Below are 15742 nucleotides of genomic sequence, written 5' to 3' on the forward strand. Positions count from 1 at the left end.
TTGATGTTGATGTTGATGTTGATGTTGATGTTGATGTTGATGTTGATGTTGATGTACAAAAGTGTAGCCTAGCCCTAGCTTGAAGGCAATATATTTATACACCAAAAAAAGACGATTGGAATAAAACTCCAACCGCCTTTTGGATAACGATATGCTTATGTAGCATATGATTATATTATTTAGCAAATGTATCTGTTAATACAGGTACGATTTGCGATTTACGAGAAACAACACCTTTAAGCATAGCTTGATTATTTTCAAGTTTTACATTGTATGCTGCTTCTACAACATCTGTACGTTTGCCTAGAGCAAGACCTATAGAATCGTTGTTCAAAATGTCTGTTACTACAAATAAGAATAGATCCAGACCTTTTTTCTCAATAACTGCTGTTAATGCTGCTTCAATCGCTGTTTGTTGAGACAATACGTCATTCACATCTACTGCATTGACTTGCGCGATTTCGACTTTAGCATCACCCATTTGGAATTCTTTTGCATCCAAATTGATCAATTGCTCTACTGTTTTGTCGCTTAGGTCAGCACCAGCTTTAAGCATATCCAGACCGTATTTAGCAATATCCACTTCAGCAATACGAGCTAGTTCATTCGCTGCTTCTACATCTTGTGGTGTGCATGTAGGCGATTTGAACAACAATGAATCTGAAATAATTGCAGATAACATCAAACCTGCATTTTGTTTGGAGATCGATACGCCATGTTCTTTATACAATTTATTCAAAATTGTTGCTGTGCAACCTACAGGTTCTGCACGATAGTATAATGGGCCGCTAGTCTCAAAATTAGCGATACGGTGATGATCGATAACTTCGATTACTGTAACGTCTTCGATATCATCAGCACTTTGTTGACGCTCATTGTGGTCAACAAGAATAACTTCTTTCGCTTCAGCAGCGACTTTTTCTACAAGACGTGGAGCTTCTACTTTAAAATAATCCAAAGCGTATTGTGTTTCGCCGTTCACTTCACCTAGACGAATCGCTTCAGCATCTACACCCAATTCTTTTTTCAATGCTGCATAAGCAAGCGCAGCTGTAATCGTATCCGTGTCCGGATTTTTATGACCAAAAACTAATACTTTTGACATAATGACACTCCTTCGCAATCTGTTTTGGCAAAAAAGGGCTAACCCTTTCAAGTTTCCTTCCATAGTATACCTTGATTTCAAATGAAAATGAAGTTTAATCCTATTAATTGTATAGGAATAACTGTGTAACATTTTTTCAAAGTACGGCTACGGTAGGATTGGCTCTACATAAAGTAACCCAATCTGCGGCGATACTACTCAGTGGTCGCTCTGCATGGTACAGAATCTGGCTATATAACTGCGGATCTTCTTCTTTCCAGGGGAGAATGTTCAATCCACTGTATGCTTCTTCTTGATGCAATACAAATTGAGGTAAAAAAGCGATCCCCCATTGCTTGGCAACAGCTTGCTTAATCGATTCGATATTACCCAGTTCCAGATAAATCTGGCTGATCTGTTCTTGTTCTTTCATCTTTTGGATCAGGTAAGCGCGGTACGTACATCCTTCTTCTGTCAAAATTAACGGTTGTTGATGCAGATCACCAGCAGAGATGGAAGAACGTTGAGCCAGTGCATGCTCTGGATAGATCACGACTTTCATTTCTACAGGAAAAAGGGCAATCGATGTGATATCACGAGCTTGATACGGTGTATCCAAAATAAGAGCAATATCTAATTCTTGCTCGCGTAGACGACGTATCAGTTGTTGTTCTTGATCTAATACAATTTTGACTTGTATATGAGGATACTGTTGTCGGAACTGTGCCATAATACCGGGTAAATAGTAAAGAGATAGACTTTCAATCGTTCCTATCGTTAGCACCGAAGGTTCAAGATCTTCTATAGATAATGCTTGTCTGGCTTGTTGTTGTAAATCAATCATTTGACGAGCATAGGGTAATAACTTCTCCCCAATTGGCGTTAATATCACAGTATTGCCTTTGCGCTGAAATAATCGTTTTCCACCATATAATTGTTCTAATCGCTGAATATGATTGGTTACACTGGATTGAGCATAATCGAGTGCCTGCGCAGTATGTGTGTAATTGCCCCATTTTACCAATTCACAGAACGTTTTGAGATATAACAGCTCCATCTAATCACTCTTTCTCTACGCAAAAATACGGAATCTCTTATATAGCTTCTATCAAACAAATGTATTATCGATCTGATCGATAGTGAGTATCTATAACTCTATAACACTTGTATCTTTTACTTTTTGTACAATCAATACAGACCCTATCTCTTAGTCTTATTCAACATAACCCACTATTGAAGGAGTTGTCTACTTATGAATCGTGCTCCACGCTTTTCACTTACACTTGAAACCCCTGCGGCAAATACGACAGATGCTTATCGTTATTTTACAGCTAAAGCCGCATATGAAACCGATGTAGCTGATGTCATGATTGATTGTCAAAAAGGAAATCCGCCATTTGTAATATTAGATGTACGAGATGAAGCAACTTATGAGCAATGCCATATTCCAGGTGCAATTCATATTACAGGCAGGCAGATCAATGAGAAAACAACTGCCCATTTGGATAAAAACACAACTATTGTAACTTACTGCTGGGGACCTGCTTGTAATGGAGCAACCAAAGCAGCAGCCAAATTAGCTTCTCTTGGATTTCCAGTAAAAGAACTACTAGGTGGAATCGAATACTGGCGCAAAGAAGGTGGACCCGTTGAAGGGACATTAGGTATAGAAGCTCCAATGTACTGGTCGATATAATCAACTCATGTACTAGATAACAATTCCAATCGCAAAACCATCATACCCTTTACTACCTACCGTCTGAATCGATGTAGCTGTGATACGAGGATCGTTAGCTAATAATTCATAAAATTGGCGAATCCCTTGTACACGGCTATCATTACTATGTTGATCTAAGATAGCTCCTTCTCGAACCACGTTGTCTCCGATAATGACAGTGCCTGGATGAGACATTTGCAAAGCATATTGTAAATAACGAGCATTATTATTTTTGTCTGCATCAATAAAAATCAGATCAAACGCTTCTATTTGTTCTGTTTCCATCTGGGATAATTGTTCTGAGGCATCACCGATACGAATATCCACTTTGTCCTCTAGCCCAGCGAATGTAATATTCTGTCCAGCTATTTTGGCATGATGAGGATCATATTCTAGTGTAATTAATCGTCCATCTACAGGTAAAGCACGTGCCATCCATATAGTGCTGTATCCACCCAATGTACCTATTTCTAAAATGCGTTTGGCTTTGTTCATCATCACCATTAATTGAAGTAATTTCCCTTGAGCAGGTGATACATCATACTCGGGTAAAGATGCTTGCTGATTGTTACGTAATACTTGTTCTAGAATAGCATCTTTGGGGATAAGATTCTCTTCAATATACTGATCCATCTGACTCCATACTTGAATATCGCTCATACTTATCATCCTCCTATTTATAAAAACTTCTTGTGATTTCTATAAGTATTGTAGCTTGTATATATTCATATTAATAATATATAATTATTACTTATTTATATATAAAATATATGAATACATATGAAAGTAGGAATTAGGACAATGTTAAATATGCATGCTCTTTATTTATTTCATACGATTGCTGTTCAAGGTAGTGTGACTAGAGCCGCTAATCTATTAAATATTAGTCAGCCTGCGATTACAGCACAGATTAAGAAGTTAGAAAAAGAAATAGGGATCACTTTATTGATTCCACAAGGACGAGGAATTGCTTTAACGAGCGAAGCTAAAGAATTGTTGGGATTTACACAGCGTATTTTTGCGATTACCGGACAGGTCGAACAATGGATCAACGAGTATCATCAAGGACAGCGTGGGCAGATTCGTTTAGCGGCTACTTATTTGCCTGCTCATTTTCTATTGCCTGCATGGATCGCCAAGTTCAAGCAACAATATGAGCATGTAGATATGACGATAACTACAACCAATTCCACCGATGCTTTACGTCAGTTATTACAAATGGACGTCGATATTGCCATCTATGGGGGACTCGCTGAAGAACAGACAGCAGATATTCAGGCGGAAGAATTATTTCGAGATGAACTGTGGTTTGTCGTAGCACCCAATCATCGTTATGCCGGTCAACATATTTCAATACAAGAGATGATGAAAGAACCTTTTGTCATGCGTGAGCAAGGAAGCTCGACACGAGAACGTTTATTAGCCTTATGTCGAACTCACAATACCCCTCCTCCGCAGATTCCTTTACAATTTAATGGATTGCCAGAAGCAATTCAAGCCGTTATTGCTGGTTATGGAGCTAACTTCGTATCTTCATTCGTTGTACGCGATTATGTAGAACGAGGACAATTAGCACGTGTATTTGTTAACGATGTGTATTTGCAAAATAGTATTGCTATTTGTACTCGTCTGCATGAGCCTTTGTCGATAGCCAGTCAGCAGTTTATTTATACGATTCGGCAGGATAGCTCTATTCTTTATTAAATGATTCTCATCTGTTAGACGTACAATCCTTTACTATGCTTCTTCTGGTGGAGATATCGGCATATATAGACGAACCGCCAGAGCAAGCACCAATGTAATACCTAACATAACACACGAACCGATAATTACCGACCATGAGATCGACCATAATTGAGCGGTCAGCCCTAGAATAAACACAGACAACATTTGCATAACAGCGGCTACCAGACTATAAATACTACTAATGCGTCCCATCATATCAACAGGTACATGATTTTGATAAAAAGTCATAAATCCTGTATTCATAAATGCCATAAAAAAAGCTAATACAAAAAATCCAATCGCTGCACCTGTAAAAGAATCGGATAAGCTATAGATCACATATCCTGCTCCGAATCCAATCGCCCCAACTGCTAACAATATCGTGACAGTTAAGCGCTTCACAATCACCATATTTACAAGCGCTCCCACACCCAGTCCTATACCTGCTACACTCACTAGATAACTATATTGACTATCTGTACCTGCAAGCACTTCTTTGACAAAAGCAACTTCCATCGAGTCTAGCCCGGCTGCCAATACCATCAGAATTTGAAATAGAAAATAAATAAGCATCACATTCCAAGCTTGTCGGCTAAATGCTATCACTAATCGCCAATCGTGCTTGATCATTTGCCATGAGCGGTTAGATTTTGCCATTTTGGTAATCGGCTCTTGGTTAACTGGATGGTCTATTGCAACAGTTCCTTTTTCAAGATCAGGTAATATCCATGTCATCATACTAGAGATACCAAAAGCAACCGCAGTAACAAAAATCGCCATTTGCGGACTGGTGATCAAAAATAACAAACCTGCGATCGCTGGCCCAATCAAAAAGGCGCCTGAATGAATTAAACTTTGAATAGAATTAAAACGTTTACGATGTTCTGTTGGAATCAACTTGGTTGTATATACCATAGAAGTCGGTCTAAAAATAGAACTTGCCATATAGATTACCAGTACTACTGCATAGATCAAGCCAATATGATGTAAAAAAGGAAGCGTAAAAATAAGCACGGCTCGAATAAGATCAAAGGTAATCATTAATCGACGTTTATTCAGCCGATCCACTACACTTCCTGCCCAACTATTCGTACATAAGGTTGCAAATGGCTTGAGGATATACAGACCTGCGATTGCAAGCGGAGACCCTGACATATCGAGCATAGTAAGATTGAGTGCAATTAAGAAAATCCAATCTCCAATATTAGCAATAGCTACACCGGTTAATAAAATCGAAGGATATTTCCAAAAGTGAATATAGTTTTTCCATTTAGAGTACTTGCTAGAATGAGGATTAAAGGTCATTATAATGTCTCCTTAAAGGCAAAGACACGAATCAGGTCATAATCTAATCTATGTATATCATTCTCTTTATCTAACTTATATACTTTGGGATAACTATTGATAGGTCAATCTAGTATATACATAGCTATGGCCTGATCGAGTGTCTATTCCTGATATTTTGGGATATTGTTATTGCTTTTTTATGATGGGTTTGGATATAGATTGAGATTAGTCGCTGTCGTTGCAATACACTCATAATCGATTCTCCTTTCGTATGGTTTTACATAATTTTACTGATTATACCATGTGCAAATCAATTTTTGGAAAAAGCTTCATTTTTTAAGTGATCAATGTTTATTTTTATTGTGGTGTCACTTTTTCACAAGATTTAATCTGGATATTTCTGCTCTTGATATAGTCATAACAGCAGTTGTCAGTCTTTTTAAAACATGATAAAGTGAACAAATTCCTACGTGATTATAACTTATAAATAAGCGATACATTATATAACATATTGCTAACTTTTTACTATAAATTATAGATCGTTTGCTCGGTAAACATCTTTTTATGTTGCTTCATGTTACAATGCCGAATGCTTGGAAGGAGAGATATCGATGTATAAAGTGATGTTGGTTGATGATGAGATGATTATACGGGAAGGTCTCAAGACTCGGATTGATTGGCAAGTGTACGGATTTGAATTGGCAGGAGATTATGCGAATGGGTTAGAAGCGCAAACAGCTATCGTTGCTGATCCGCCTGATTTGATTATTTCAGATATATGTATGCCTTTTGTCGATGGATTGGAATTGGCTGAATTTGTTCATCACCATTATCCAGATATCAAAATGATTATCCTGACAGGATTTGATGAATTTGAATATGCGAGAAGAGCGATTCGGCTTAAAGTGTCTGACTTTATTCTCAAACCGGTTACAGCCAAAGAGATTCGTGAATTACTCAAACAGATCAAGCTAGAAATGGATGATCAACGTCAATTGCACCATAATATCGATCAATTGCATACGCAATGGTCACAAAGTCTTCCATTACTTAAAGAGCGATTCTGGGAAAAGGTATTAACTTCCGGAGTCAGTCATACTGAATGGGAGCAACACCGACTTCAATTTGCTTTGCCTTCGTTGTCCTCTGCTTATCAGCTGGTTGTTATTGAACCAGATAACGATACGATAACAGATTCTTCTACACAGACTGTTCCACCTGTGCAAGCATTAGTAGATTCACTCTCTTCTATTATTCAAACTATATTACCGGCAGAATGGGAATATACTTCGATAGTGTATCAATCCCGGTATGTATATTTATTTTCTTATCCCTCTGTAGATCACTCATCTACAACTGCAATCTTTGAACAGATCACCCAGACGATTAACCAACTCTATCAATTATCTAGCCAGCAGATCGATACGTCTTTTACAATCGGTCTGGCTACCGGATGTATTGATATCACAGATATGCCCCAGCAATATGAACAAGCGATGCAAGCATTAGAATATCGGTTTCTTTTTGGTACAGGGACTCTTTTATCTTTTGCCGATCTACAACAACAATCCTCCTCTCCTATACCTGATATCGATTGGGAAAAAGAAATTGTAACTCATCTTAGCAACAATGATCTAGAAGAAGCACAACGTTTATCTGCCCAGATGGCACAGCAAATGATTACCCGGCGAACATCGCCTACAGAATGTATTTTACAATTTCGTCAGATCGCTTTGCGTATCCAAGATTGGTTACAGCAATTAGGATTAGAATCTATATTAAGTACTTTTGTAAATCAACCTCAATGGTTAACTGCTCCTACACTGCAACACATTTTGCAAGAATGGTTCGCTGTGTTAGATCATGTGTCTGCGCATTTGAACAAACAAATACAGATCAATAGTCAGCAACATATTCAAAAAGCGATCTATTATATCGAGCAACATTATGCAGAAGCTCATTTATCATTACAAGACATCTGTAGTCATGTGTTGATGAGTACAAGCAGTTTTAGTCAAGCATTTAAGCAATATACAGAAGTGACTTATGTAGAATATCTTACTCGTATTCGAATCGATAAAGCCAAACAATTACTGCGTTTGACGGAATACAAATTTTATCAAATCGCTGAAAAAGTAGGCTATACCGATCCTAATTATTTCAGTTCTTCTTTTAAAAAACATACCGGCATAACGCCCAAGCAATACCGGGAACAGCATCGTCATGTAAAGGAGTTGTACAGATAAATGTTACGTGATCTATTCAGAATCTTTACCACCTGGAAATGGAAAAGCTTGACGACCAGCTTACTGGTTGCTTTTTCCGGTCTGATTCTGATCGTGATCGCAATTATCAGTCTTAACAATTATCGGTTGACTGTCGATGCCGCAGAACAGAATTCTCAGGTGTATATTCAAGAGATTATGCGTCAGGTGAATACGAATATCCAGACGTATATTGATAATATGGAAAATATCTCATTGCTTGCTTTGACGAATAAAGATGTGACCTACTATATTTCTAGCAATAGCTTTATCGGCAAAAATGATATTCGTCCTTATGAAAAACGGATTTCCGATTTATTTCAAAATATTCTCTACAGTCGCAATGACATCGCTTCGATTATGGTATTTGGTTACAATGGGCGTACTGTATCCGATCGGCGGATCACTGCACTTAATCCGAATATTGATCCCAAGCAACAATCATGGTATATCAATGCGCAAAAAATGAATGGCAAATCGATCGTATCTCCCCCTCATATTCAAAATGTGATTAGTGGCGAATACCGCTGGGTCGTTTCTTTAAGTCGTGAACTTAAAAGTAATGATGGTATAACACCTGAAGGCATTTTTTTGGTCGATCTGAATTTGAGCGTTATTGATAAATTATGTAGTCAGATTTATTTAGGTAAAAAAGGCTATGTATTTATTGTAGATGGTACAGGCAATATTATTTACCATCCTCAGCAACAATTGTTGTATAGCAATCTAGCGACAGAAGAGATTCCGCAAGTGTTAACTACAGCTAGTGGTCAATCGTTTACTGCTGATGATAATAAAGGCAAACGGATCTATTCTGTACAAGATACCGGATTAGGTTGGAAAATCGTAGGCGTGACTTATAGTGATGATCTGATCGCTAACAAATCTTCGATTCAACATTCGATTTTACTGTATGCTCTGCTTGGGATCGGTATCTCTATTATCATCTCTCTGCTATTATCGCTGCATCTGACCAAGCCTATCAAACGTTTGCAACAAGATATGAAGCAAGTCGAACTAGGTAACTTCCATATTCAGACCTCTATTGAAGAAGATAATGAAATAAATCAATTAGGGCAATCATTTAATGTGATGGTCAATGAAATTAAACATCTGATGGACGAGACTGTACAGACTAGCGAACAAAAGCGCAAAACTGAACTTTTGTTATTACAGGCACAGATTAATCCTCACTTTCTCTATAACACACTCGATTCTATTATCTGGATGGCAGAACAAGAAAAGCATGAAGAAGTAGTTGATATGACATCTGCTCTTGCCAAAATGTTCCGCGCTAGTATTACACGTGATCAAGAATTAGTATCAATTCGAGTAGAGATTGAACATATACGTCATTATTTATTTATTCAGAAAATGCGATATCGTGAACAATTGGATTATGTATTTGATATCCCTTCAGATATACTGCAATACAAAACGGTCAAAATTCTGCTTCAACCGTTTATCGAAAATGCAATTTATCATGGAATACGTAGTAAGACTACACCTGGTATCATCTATATCTCAGCGCGGCAAGAACAAGATGACTTGCTGTTTGAAGTGCGAGATAACGGACTTGGTATGACTGCTGAGCGCCTTGCTCAAGTCAATGAGGGAACAGTAGCTACTAATACCCAGCATGGGATCGGGATTGGCAATGTTAATGAACGGATACAGCTTTATTTTGGAGCAACGTACGGTATGAGTATACACAGTGTATTAGGAGAAGGTACAGTTGTAACGATTCGCGTACCTGCTATTTTGTGACCTACAGAAAGTGAGATTGAGTATGAGGAATCAACGTATTAGCTGGTGGATCGCCATTTTACTGGTAGCCGGTGCGCTGTATATTATCAGTTATTTTGTCTGGTTTACTTCTACTGCTGAAGAGGAAGGAACGATTATGATTATTCTCAAGTCCAATAGTCCTCAATCCGACTTCTGGCAGACAGTTCGTAGCGGTGCAGAAGAAGCTGCCAAAGAAAAAGGAATTCAATTTCTTGTATCCGGGCCTTTAGATGATACAGATATCAATAATCAGTTAAATGCTCTTCAAGATGCACTTGTGATCAAGCCACTTGCTGTCGTTATCGCACCGTTAAATGATAAGCGTGTGTTGGCTGGTATTACTCGACTACAAAATGCTCGTATTCCTGTAGTCGTTATGGATACTCCTTTACCTGTTAATAATGCTCCTTCTTCTGTATCCAGCGATCATGTACAGATGGGAATGCAAGCAGGAAGAATGGCAGCTTATCAGACCAATACTTCACCTTATGTTGCGATTATCGGCGATTATCAATCCTCCAGTATTTTCAAAGCACGTGAGCAAGGAATCAAGCAAGTACTAGGCAATATGCCTCATCATCGTACTGTCACTTATTATTCAGGAGAATCTGAACAACTAGCCTATGTATTAACCAACAAATTATTAGATGAATATCCACGTCCTAATGCATTAATCGTGATGAACGAACCTATCGCTGTCGGTGCAGCACGAGCGCTCAAAGAACGTCATTTGGATTCGATAATGTTTATCGCTTTTGATAGTTCTTTTTACGAGATCGAATTGTTGGAAGAAAAAACGCTAGATGCTTTGATTGTACAAAAGCCTTTTAATATGGGTTATTTGGCTGTACAAAAAGCTCTTACTGATCCAAGTGTGCTGGATAGCCAACACTCGGTGACGATGATTCCTTCTACCGTTATTACACCAACAACTATGTATACTCCTGAAAATCAAAAGTTATTGTTTCCCTTTTATGAAAAATAAAACAGAAGGATAGGTAGATATGCGAGCAAATCGTTGGATAGATTTTCGAATCACTAGCTTGTTGATACTGGTTCTTCTATTAAGTGGTTGCAGTTCTTCTACTGTCACACCTGTACCCGTAGGAAATACTGAACAACAAGCAGTGATCAAATTTGTAGCCGCTGAATACAGTTCAAGCACCAAGCCTGTACTTGAACGATTAGTTCGTAATTTTATGCGTGAAAATCCTTCAATTACGGTAGAGCTGCAAGTGGTCAATTGGGATCTTATTGATGGCGTGTATACTTCGATGATTAGTGAAGGACAACCTCCTGACTTACTTAATATGAATATGTATGCTCGCTTCGGCCATGATCAATTGCTGAACAATATGGATGAACTGATTTCAGAAGATCTAAAAAATAAACTTTCTCCTCATTTGTTAAAGCTTGATCGTATTGACGGACAACAATATGCGATTCCTTATGTAGCAACTATTCGCAAATTATATTATGAACAAAATCTGTTTCGACAAGCAGGCATATCATCCCCTCCACAGACATGGTCTCAATTGACCAAAGATGCTACCAAATTGAAAGCAATCGGTGCGTATGGCTTTGGTGTTGATTTAACAGATAATGAGATCCCTGCTTATCTATCTTATTTCTTTTTTGGAGCAGGTGGCGGTTGGATGAAAAATGGGAAATGGGATATCAATTCTCCTCAAAATGTTACTGGTCTGACGTATCTCAAACATTTATACACTAAAGGTCTGACTGATCCTGAACCTACAGTTACGATTCGAGACGAGAAACAGCGTATTTTGGGAGATGGGCAATTAGGCATGATGATTAGTGGTAATTATTTTGCGGCTGTTACAGAACGTGAATTTCCAAATACAGCGTGGGGTAGTGGCATGATTCCTGTAAAAGATGGACAACCTGAAATGAATTTTGGGGTTCAAGATGTTATGTTATCATTCAAAACAGATCATACGAATAAAGAAGCATTATCTACTTTTTTGGATTATTTGTACAATGACGAGAATTACGAAAATATTATCCGTCAAGAAGGAATGATCCCTGTTACAACCACTGTTGCGAATAAACTATCTTTAGAAAATCCATTAATGGAAGCTGATATCAATCGATTACAAACAGCTTACTTTTACCCATTGCAACAACCAGAATGGGGAGATATTATGGCATTAACTCGCAAAATGGGTAATGCTATTTTATACAATGGAATCACCCCTCAAGCCGCTTTGGATCAAGTACAACAATATGCGGAACGACAACAAACGCTTTATCAAAACCCTACTCATCCGTAATATATATCACTTATATAACATAGTAAGTAACTATATTTAACTTAAAGTTCATGAAATTCTATAAAATCTCGTAAAATATTCAAGATTTAAAATAATATATTCAATATATTTGCATAATCAAATCCCTTATGATAAACACAGACGCCAAATCGTTGTATTGCTAACACAAAGGCGTGATTTAAATTATCAATTAGGGGGTTTGATTTTTTATGTCATGGAAAAAAAGATTATCTGTATTAAGTGCAGCGGCATTGCTGACTGTATTTACATTATCAGGTTGTGGCAGTAGCAACGATTCAGCAAGTGGAACGGCAAGTACAGGAACAACCGCTTCATCCGGTAAAGGTCTTACTGGAGATTTTGAAGTTCAATATTTTGTAGGCGGTTATGGCGATGCCTGGTGGAAAAAAGTTGTAGAAGAATTCCAAACCGCTAACCCCGATCTGAAGATTAAAGTCAGCGCAGGACCGAAAATCAATGATCAAATGAAACCCCGCTGGATTGGTGGTAATCCACCCGATTTCGTTTATATCGATGGTGCAGGTCTGAATGCTCGTCAAATGATTGAAGACGGACAATTGGAAGACTTAACGGAATGGTACAAAACAGCCAAAACAGTAGACGGTGATCTAATCTCTGAATCTCTTACTCAAGCACCGGAAGATTACAGTGGCAAAACATACAATATTCCACTCGCTTTAAGTTCATGGGGTATTTTCTGGGATCAAAAATTGTTCGCTGATAATAACTGGAAAGCGCCAACAGATTTCGATTCATTCATATCTGTAAGCAAAGAAATCAAAGCAAAAGGAATCACTCCTTTTATCCATACCGGTATTTATCCGTATTACATCAACAACTCTATTTTGTATCCAGCTATGGTATCTGCTAACAATGATGACTTTTCCATTTTGCAGAAAATAGCCGCTAATGATCCAGAAGCTTTCAAAAGCCCGGCTGTTATGACTGCACTAAACCAAATTGTGACTATGCGTGATGACGGAATTATCGATCCGGCTGCTGTACAGCTTAATCATACCGATTCACAAATGTTATTCCTGCAACACAAAGATGCTTTTATCGCTAACGGATTATGGATGCCTAATGAAATGTCCAAAGATGTACCTGAAGGTTTCGACTTTGGATTTATGCCATCGATCACACAGAAACCAGGTGGTAAATCGATCGCTGTTACTTCTACAGCTACCGTTGGTGTAGCATCTAAAGCCAAAAATAAAGAAGCTGCTTATGCGTTTATTCAATTTATTTTCGCCAAAAAACAAGCTTCTCAATGGGCTGAATTAAGCGGAGCTCCTTCCAATATCAAAGGAGATATCAGTGCTTCCAACGCTCCTGCTTTTGTTAAACAAGCCGCTGAATATTTAAATTCTAAAGATACTATTGTTGTACCTACGATTACATTTAATGCAGATGTAGAAAAAGCAATGAATGATGCAACAGTCGCTCTAACTATCGGTACTATTGATCCGAATGGATGGATCGAACGGGTATCCGCTGCCGCTCAAAAAGCAGCAAATTAATAAAGATGGATCACAGGAGAGAGCCTGATGCTTATCATCCGGTTCTCTTCTGTTTTACATTCAGAATTATGAATATATGGGATTGAAAAAGGATGGTGGCTTGATGACTTCGCGGCACTGGCAACGGAATATATTTATTTTATCGTTTATTTTACCTACGCTTATTCTATACGCATTGTTTATGGTATATCCCATTATTCAAGCACTTTATTATTCTTTATTTGACTGGTCAGGTTCTTCTGAAAATAAAGACTTTATCGGTCTCAAAAATTTCGTCGATCTGATGCACGATCCGATTATGTGGCAAGCGATAGGTAATGATTATTTTCTAGTAGCAGGTAAAATGATTGGTATTATGGTTTTGGCTACTTTTTTTGCAGTATCGTTAACCCGCTTCCGGCTCAAATTTGCTTTGTTTTTCCGCTCTATTTTCTTTATTCCAAATATTATTTCTGTCGTTGTTATCGGTGTATTATGGGCATTTATCTACAATCCGCAGATTGGATTTTTAAATTCGATTCTTTCACTGATTACAGGTACTGAAGTCAAAACCGCATGGTTAGGCTTCCCATTTCATACGATCTGGATGTTACTCCCTCCATCAATCTGGGCAGGGATTGGATTTTATATGATTTTGCTAATTGCCGCAATTCAAGGAATTCCTGAATCCTACTATGAAGCTTCTTCACTAGAAGGTGCAGGGCAATGGCATCAATTTACGCATATTACATTACCGCTGATCTGGGAACAGATTAAAGTTTCGGTATTAAATATTATGATGACTACACTGAACGGCTCATTTGTCATCGTAATGATTATGACCAATGGTGGGCCGGATAATTCGACTCAGGTTATGGGCTCTTATCTGTATCAGATGGCTTTCCAACAATATCATTTTGGATATGGGGCTGCTATTGGTGTGATTATTTTGATTATGTCGTTAATCACAACGATCGCATTACAACGTATTATGCGTCAAGAAACTGTAGAAATGAATTAATATTGATTATTCACACAGAGATCAAATAAACCTATCGGTCTGAATTCCGCATATTGGAGCATCAGAACGTCAATCAAGGAGGAGCTCGATGGGCAATATTATGGGTATTCGCAATCCTATTATTCGTATCTTTTTCTATCTGGTGTTAGCAGTTTGGAGTATTACTGTATTATATCCGTTACTGTGGACATTGCTGGATGCGCTCAAAGACAACAAACAGTTTTACGCTAACCCACCCTGGGCTTTGCCTGATCTTCCGTTGTTATGGAGCAATTTCAGTTATGTATGGGAAACGTATAACTTTGGCAAATATTTTACCAACTCATTAATTATCACACTCGGTTCTACATTGTTAGGATTGGTGTTATCTGCTACGACTGCTTATGTACTAGCACGGTATCCGTTTAAAGGGAGTAATGCGTTATTTCTACTTTATATCAGTTCTATGATGGTTCCTTTTAGTCTGGCATTGATTCCGTTGTTCTTTTTAATGAATAAGCTGAACCTGATTAACACTTCTATCGGTTTGATCTTGGTATATGCTACCACTTTGATTGCTTTTGGTGTCTTTGTACTAGTGGGCTTTTTCAAAACATTGCCGAAAGAATTAGAAGAAGCCGCTGCGATGGATGGTGCTTCTTACTTTGGAACCTTTTTCCGTGTTATGCTTCCATTGTCTCAACCGGGACTTGTTACAGTAGCTATCGTCAATATCCTCAATATTTGGAACGAATACTTTGTGGGACTGGTGCTTATTAATGATCCAGATCATTACACCTTGCCTATCGGTATAGCCGTAATGCAAGCTGAAATGCAATATCGTACCGAATGGGGACCATTGTTCGCAGGGTTATTTATCAGTATTGTACCGGTGTTAATTATGTATATCTTTTTCCAGCGTCAGATTGCCAGTGGGATTACAGCAGGAGCTGTGAAGTAATACTTCAATAGAACACAATGATTAGATTCAATAGTAAAAAAAGCCGAGTCACAATCAGGAATAACCCTGAATGGACTCGGCTTTTGATTATATCTATCAATT

13 protein-coding genes are annotated in these 15742 nt (G+C 38.0%); 9 read left to right on the top strand and 4 right to left on the bottom strand.

The genetic code is table 11. The features are described from left to right. Positions 1 to 175 precede the first annotated feature (175 nt). Both QCD85_RS22950 and QCD85_RS22955 read right to left on the bottom strand, forming a co-directional pair. The gene (locus QCD85_RS22950; protein WP_301263999.1) at positions 176 to 1105 is read right to left on the bottom strand and encodes a manganese-dependent inorganic pyrophosphatase; all 930 of its coding nucleotides are present in this window, start codon (positions 1103 to 1105) and stop codon (positions 176 to 178) included. Positions 1106 to 1241: 136 nt separating this feature from the next. Beyond that, on the bottom strand, positions 1242 to 2141 hold the full coding sequence (locus tag QCD85_RS22955; RefSeq protein WP_301264000.1) for a LysR family transcriptional regulator: 900 nt from the start codon (positions 2139 to 2141) through the stop codon (positions 1242 to 1244). 195 nt (positions 2142 to 2336) lie between these two features. On the opposite strand from QCD85_RS22955, the gene QCD85_RS22960 reads away from it, so the two are divergent. Beyond that, positions 2337 to 2780, top strand: a complete 444-nt coding sequence (locus tag QCD85_RS22960; RefSeq protein ID WP_301264001.1) for a rhodanese-like domain-containing protein — start codon at positions 2337 to 2339, stop codon at positions 2778 to 2780. A gap of 12 nt (positions 2781 to 2792) precedes the next feature. Here QCD85_RS22960 and QCD85_RS22965 read toward each other — a convergent pair whose 3' ends face one another. Further along, positions 2793 to 3461, bottom strand: coding sequence for an O-methyltransferase (locus tag QCD85_RS22965; RefSeq protein ID WP_301264002.1), 669 nt, complete (start codon positions 3459 to 3461; stop codon positions 2793 to 2795). Between the two features lie 141 nt (positions 3462 to 3602). Here QCD85_RS22965 and QCD85_RS22970 point away from each other — a divergent pair, with 141 nt between their 5' ends. Further along, the gene (locus QCD85_RS22970; RefSeq protein ID WP_301264003.1) at positions 3603 to 4505 is read left to right on the top strand and encodes a LysR family transcriptional regulator; all 903 of its coding nucleotides are present in this window, start codon (positions 3603 to 3605) and stop codon (positions 4503 to 4505) included. 33 nt (positions 4506 to 4538) lie between these two features. Here the strand turns inward: QCD85_RS22970 and QCD85_RS22975 are convergent, their stop codons facing one another. Further along, the gene (locus tag QCD85_RS22975) at positions 4539 to 5831 is read right to left on the bottom strand and encodes an MFS transporter (RefSeq protein ID WP_301264004.1); all 1293 of its coding nucleotides are present in this window, start codon (positions 5829 to 5831) and stop codon (positions 4539 to 4541) included. Between the two features lie 593 nt (positions 5832 to 6424). Between QCD85_RS22975 and QCD85_RS22980 the strand changes: the two genes are divergently transcribed. The 7 genes from QCD85_RS22980 to QCD85_RS23010 all read left to right on the top strand — a co-directional run bounded on the left by QCD85_RS22980 (position 6425) and on the right by QCD85_RS23010 (position 15640). After that, on the top strand, positions 6425 to 8059 hold the full coding sequence (locus QCD85_RS22980) for a helix-turn-helix domain-containing protein (RefSeq protein ID WP_301264005.1): 1635 nt from the start codon (positions 6425 to 6427) through the stop codon (positions 8057 to 8059). After that, a complete protein-coding gene (locus tag QCD85_RS22985) occupies positions 8060 to 9844 on the top strand; it encodes a sensor histidine kinase (protein WP_301264006.1) in 1785 nt (594 codons plus the stop codon). 22 nt (positions 9845 to 9866) lie between these two features. Further along, positions 9867 to 10850, top strand: coding sequence for a substrate-binding domain-containing protein (locus QCD85_RS22990; RefSeq protein WP_274171839.1), 984 nt, complete (start codon positions 9867 to 9869; stop codon positions 10848 to 10850). 19 nt (positions 10851 to 10869) lie between these two features. After that, positions 10870 to 12159, top strand: coding sequence for an extracellular solute-binding protein (locus tag QCD85_RS22995; protein WP_301264007.1), 1290 nt, complete (start codon positions 10870 to 10872; stop codon positions 12157 to 12159). A 209-nt stretch (positions 12160 to 12368) separates the two neighbouring features. After that, the gene (locus QCD85_RS23000; RefSeq protein ID WP_301264008.1) at positions 12369 to 13700 is read left to right on the top strand and encodes an ABC transporter substrate-binding protein; all 1332 of its coding nucleotides are present in this window, start codon (positions 12369 to 12371) and stop codon (positions 13698 to 13700) included. A 76-nt stretch (positions 13701 to 13776) separates the two neighbouring features. Continuing rightward, positions 13777 to 14700, top strand: coding sequence for a carbohydrate ABC transporter permease (locus QCD85_RS23005; RefSeq protein ID WP_274171836.1), 924 nt, complete (start codon positions 13777 to 13779; stop codon positions 14698 to 14700). Between the two features lie 88 nt (positions 14701 to 14788). Then, positions 14789 to 15640: a carbohydrate ABC transporter permease gene (locus QCD85_RS23010; RefSeq protein ID WP_273613650.1), complete on the top strand. Its 852-nt coding sequence runs from the start codon at positions 14789 to 14791 to the stop codon at positions 15638 to 15640. Positions 15641 to 15742: the final 102 nt, after the last annotated feature.

This window comes from Paenibacillus sp. PsM32, from assembly GCF_030433815.1.
Lineage (GTDB): Bacteria > Bacillota > Bacilli > Paenibacillales > Paenibacillaceae > Saccharibacillus > Saccharibacillus kyungheensis.